The sequence below is a fragment of the Paenibacillus sp. 01T422 genome (genome assembly GCF_056398785.1).
The window spans coordinates 1-3,689 of the sequence record NZ_JBFTQB010000838.1; the positions used below are offsets into that span (position 1 = coordinate 1).

General features: G+C 42.5%; 6 protein-coding genes. All 6 read right to left on the reverse strand.

Annotated elements, in window-relative coordinates:
- The coding region (locus AC1DUA_RS32135; protein ID WP_477503601.1) for a thioredoxin domain-containing protein at nt 1-344 on the reverse strand (344 nt) is incomplete at its 3' end.
- Nucleotides 345-393: 49 nt separating this feature from the next.
- Nucleotides 394-867, reverse strand: coding sequence for an NAD(P)H-dependent oxidoreductase (locus tag AC1DUA_RS32140; protein ID WP_477503602.1), 474 nt, complete (start codon nt 865-867; stop codon nt 394-396).
- A gap of 1 nt (nt 868) precedes the next feature.
- Nucleotides 869-1,177 carry an NIPSNAP family protein gene (locus AC1DUA_RS32145; protein WP_477503603.1) on the reverse strand — a complete coding sequence of 103 codons (309 nt, stop codon included), beginning with the start codon at nt 1,175-1,177 and terminating at the stop codon, nt 869-871.
- Between the two features lie 82 nt (nt 1,178-1,259).
- Nucleotides 1,260-1,829, reverse strand: coding sequence for a TetR/AcrR family transcriptional regulator (locus tag AC1DUA_RS32150; RefSeq protein WP_477503604.1), 570 nt, complete (start codon nt 1,827-1,829; stop codon nt 1,260-1,262).
- 213 nt (nt 1,830-2,042) lie between these two features.
- Entirely contained in the window at nt 2,043-2,906 is an 864-nt protein-coding gene (locus AC1DUA_RS32155) for a DUF6454 family protein (protein ID WP_477503605.1), read from the reverse strand.
- Nucleotides 2,907-2,973: 67 nt separating this feature from the next.
- Nucleotides 2,974-3,689: ABC transporter permease (locus AC1DUA_RS32160; RefSeq protein WP_477503606.1), on the reverse strand; the 716-nt coding region annotated here is incomplete at its 5' end.

Here is a 3,689-nt window from a genome sequence, read left to right on the forward strand (position 1 = left end):
ATATTAACGCCCTCTTCGAAATAAGCCGTATATAGTCGCTCTATCAATTGCACTTTGAAGTGCTCTGGCGCCATCGCTATTAACTGATGGGATAACGTTGTATTCGGCGTATATTTCACGATATCCATATGATATTTCAGACCAAAATGTCTCCCGGTATCGTCATATTGCTTTTTTCTCGCTTCGAATTGAGGAACCCCGCCCAAGCGGCCAATCATCACTTGGCGATAGTCTTCTCCCTCAGCACGAATGCCAGGGTTAATCTGAAAAGCATGCCAACGAACGGTTGCCTTCTTACCTTCTGGCAATTGCTTCAGAGCGGTTAACAGACTCGTCGTTCCCATGCGGCACCAAGGGCAACTAGTTCCATATAAACGTCAATCCGCAATTCATTCATTGCGTCAACACCTCAGCTGGTCTCACAGTTTTAATATGATTTACGAAATCGATGCTGCTTTGTGCTAATCTTTCTTCTGTCACATCAGAAGTGTCATTTAGGGCAAAGTGTGGCAGATACGTAGCACTAATAAAGCGAGCGAGCGCCTCAACGGGTCGCAAGATTTCTTCCAAGGTAAAGCGGTTGAACCCAGTTGCTTGATATGATTCTTCTGTCCCATAAGTTGAGATGGCAACACCGATTTCTTTACCAACCGTTTTCGTTGCTTCAGGTCCATATGCCCAGTTGTATAGCAAGACAGAGTCAAACCATTTTTTCAGTAATGGCGGTGTGCTGTACCAATAAAGTGGATATTGGAAAATAATCCGATCGTGCGCCTCAACCAACTGCTGCTCTCTAGCTACATCGATATTTTCGTCCGGGTATTCTTTATACAATTCGTGGATCGTGATATCGTCATGCTTTTGCAATTCACTTATCCAGGATTTGTTCCAATTGGACGCTTCGATGTTCGGGTGAATCAAGTTCTGAAAGTCGTCTTACTTCGATCCACTCAGGATCGTTACGGAATCGATCATAATTCAGGTTGCGTTCCTCCATGGAGGCATGTTCTACGATATAATAGAGTCGGTTGCTTGATTCATCTAAATCTTCCCAAAAAAGCGTAATTTTCATATTATGCTTACTAAATAGTTGAATCACATGGTCCCTGAATCTATCTAAAATAACCTTCATCTTACCAGGATTAATATCATAAATCCGCAGCTCATTTATCATCATTTACGCCTCCTAGTAGAATGTGTTTGGTCACCCTATCCATGTACCTATTAAAAGGTAGGTAAGCTCCGAAAAAATGTTCGCCTTATTTTAGACCAGCTATTAACCCTTCGGTAATCACTTCGAACCTGCTTTTATCCCGAAAGCTTCTTGCGAGCAATTGCGCTCCTTGCAGAGAAGCCAAAAATTTATGGGCTTGTACATCCGCGGCACCTTCGAAGCTAATATGCCCTTCCAGACGCCCCTGGTCCAATACGCGTTCCAACCATGTTAAGTTCGTGGTGAAAAACTGAGCTAACCTGTCACGCACTTTCTCTGATAAAGTAGCCAATTCCGTAGAAAGCATGACACTCAAACACGTGCAGTAATCCTGTACAGGACCATTGAAAATTAAGATGAATTTGCGCAGCTTCTCTAAGTTGTTCTGTGTTTCAAAGTCAATTTGAGCAATTGCAGTCATGGAGTGCTTATGATAGCGGGCGATCAGCGCTTCTCCTAAATCCTCTTTATTTGGGAAATGGTAATGAATGCTGGCCGTGCGTATCCCGACTTTCTCTGCAATATGTGCGTAGCTGAATCCGTTAAATCCGACTTCTTGCACAATGACTTGGGCGGTATCCAAAATAATCTCTGCGGTATTCTTATGATTGTTCATCGTATTCTACCTTTTAGTAGATAGTTTTCAACTCCTCTCTTTCTCTGATATTCAACCGCCCACTCATCATACTATGAGGAATGCCATCATGCATAATATAGAATAGTGATACTTAACATCTCAATTTCAGATACCTGCTTATACAGCGCATAAGCGAAATCCACATTGCGAATCCTATGGGATAAATGAAAAAGCACTCACATGAGTGCTTCTTCATTTGATTAGTTTTAGATGGTTTGTTTCATATATCAGTAATGACCCATTATTATCATCAGGCACGGCATAAAGTCTAATCACTTGGCCAACGCTCTCCAGGAACACCGGATTACGGGTAATAACGTGACCTTGTGGAGAAAATTCAGTGATTGGGACTTCGTGAATCGTGTCCAATGTTCTCAGGTCTATCAGGGCTAATCCACCCAACTCGTACGGCTTGGATTGGCTAGCAGGATTGGCTAACTCAGAGATTCCACTCACAATCATTGTTCCTTCGCCTACATAATGACCATCCTGATAGTCGATAAAATGACTCCTATTTTCTTTCTCATGCAGCTGGTGCCCGATTTGATCCCATTCATAGAACTTGCGTGAACCCCAGCTGTTGCCTATCAGCTTTCCATTTTGCCCCTCACGCACCAATCCTCCGATATGGTCATGAACTCGGAACGCTTCTTCTGCTTTTAAAGTGACAGGATCTACTTCGTAAATAATCGATTGGCTGTGAGGTCGATATTCGGCGACAGGCACCCAAATATGAGTCCCATCATAATCAATACCACCTGGATGATAGATATCCCCTTCACCCAATGTTATCTCGTTCACAAGCTGCCCTTGAAGATTAAAGACGAATAAGTGGCCGACGCCCTTGCCAGGTTTACGATCATAAGGTTGATTAGGCACGTCAATTCGAATTGGTGATTCGATAAGTTCAACCGAGGACATATAGAAGAAGTCCCCGATTCGAACCATCCCCTGGGAATGGTGATTGTTGAATTGCAGCTCAATCTTCTCTTTCAGCACCCATTTCGTGGCGCGTGTAAGATGTCGGAACTGTGCGATGAGTTTCTGATCATCCATATGCTATAATCTCCTGTTTTGCTTCATTGCAACACCTAAATTCATCATGAGCCAAATTTATGCTGATTTATCTTGTCCTGGCACTCTCTTCCGTGATCATGCTGCGAATATAAAAGTAACCCATGACAGAACAAAGCAGGAACGTAAAGAAAGCGATCGCCGCAGCTAATTGTTTCTCCTGGAACACACCGAAAACTTGTTCCATAGATACCCCTAACATTTGTGGAGCATTAGGCCCAATTAGGAATGGAGCTGTAAACGAACCGATTACACCCATGAATACAAAAGTAACAGCAACGAGCAATGTTTTATACGTAAGCGGCAAAATGAAACGTACAAAGATTTGCAATCTACGTGCTCCAACGTCCTTCGCGCTTTCAATAATAGAATTAGGAACCGCAGATAACGCTGACCCAAGCAGCATCGTTGTGAAAGGAATGTTAAACCACAAATTCGCGATAATAATCCCCTTCATGTCGAAAATAATACGCGGCATTTCCCCACCGTTAACCAGAAGCAGCATTCGGGAAACCCAACCATGATTACCAAGCAATTGTATCAAACCATAGGTAGCAATTACTGATGGGATAAAGATTGGAATCATATACAATTTGCGTATCCATTTTACCATCGTACCTGTGTTGAATCTCATATAAGCAGCTAAAGCGTAGCTGATAATCAACACGAGAATAACGGAAACAATCGTCACTTCTAAGGTGAAAATAATATTGGAACGCATCAGCCTATCCGTAAATAAATACGTATAATTGGACAAATCATATC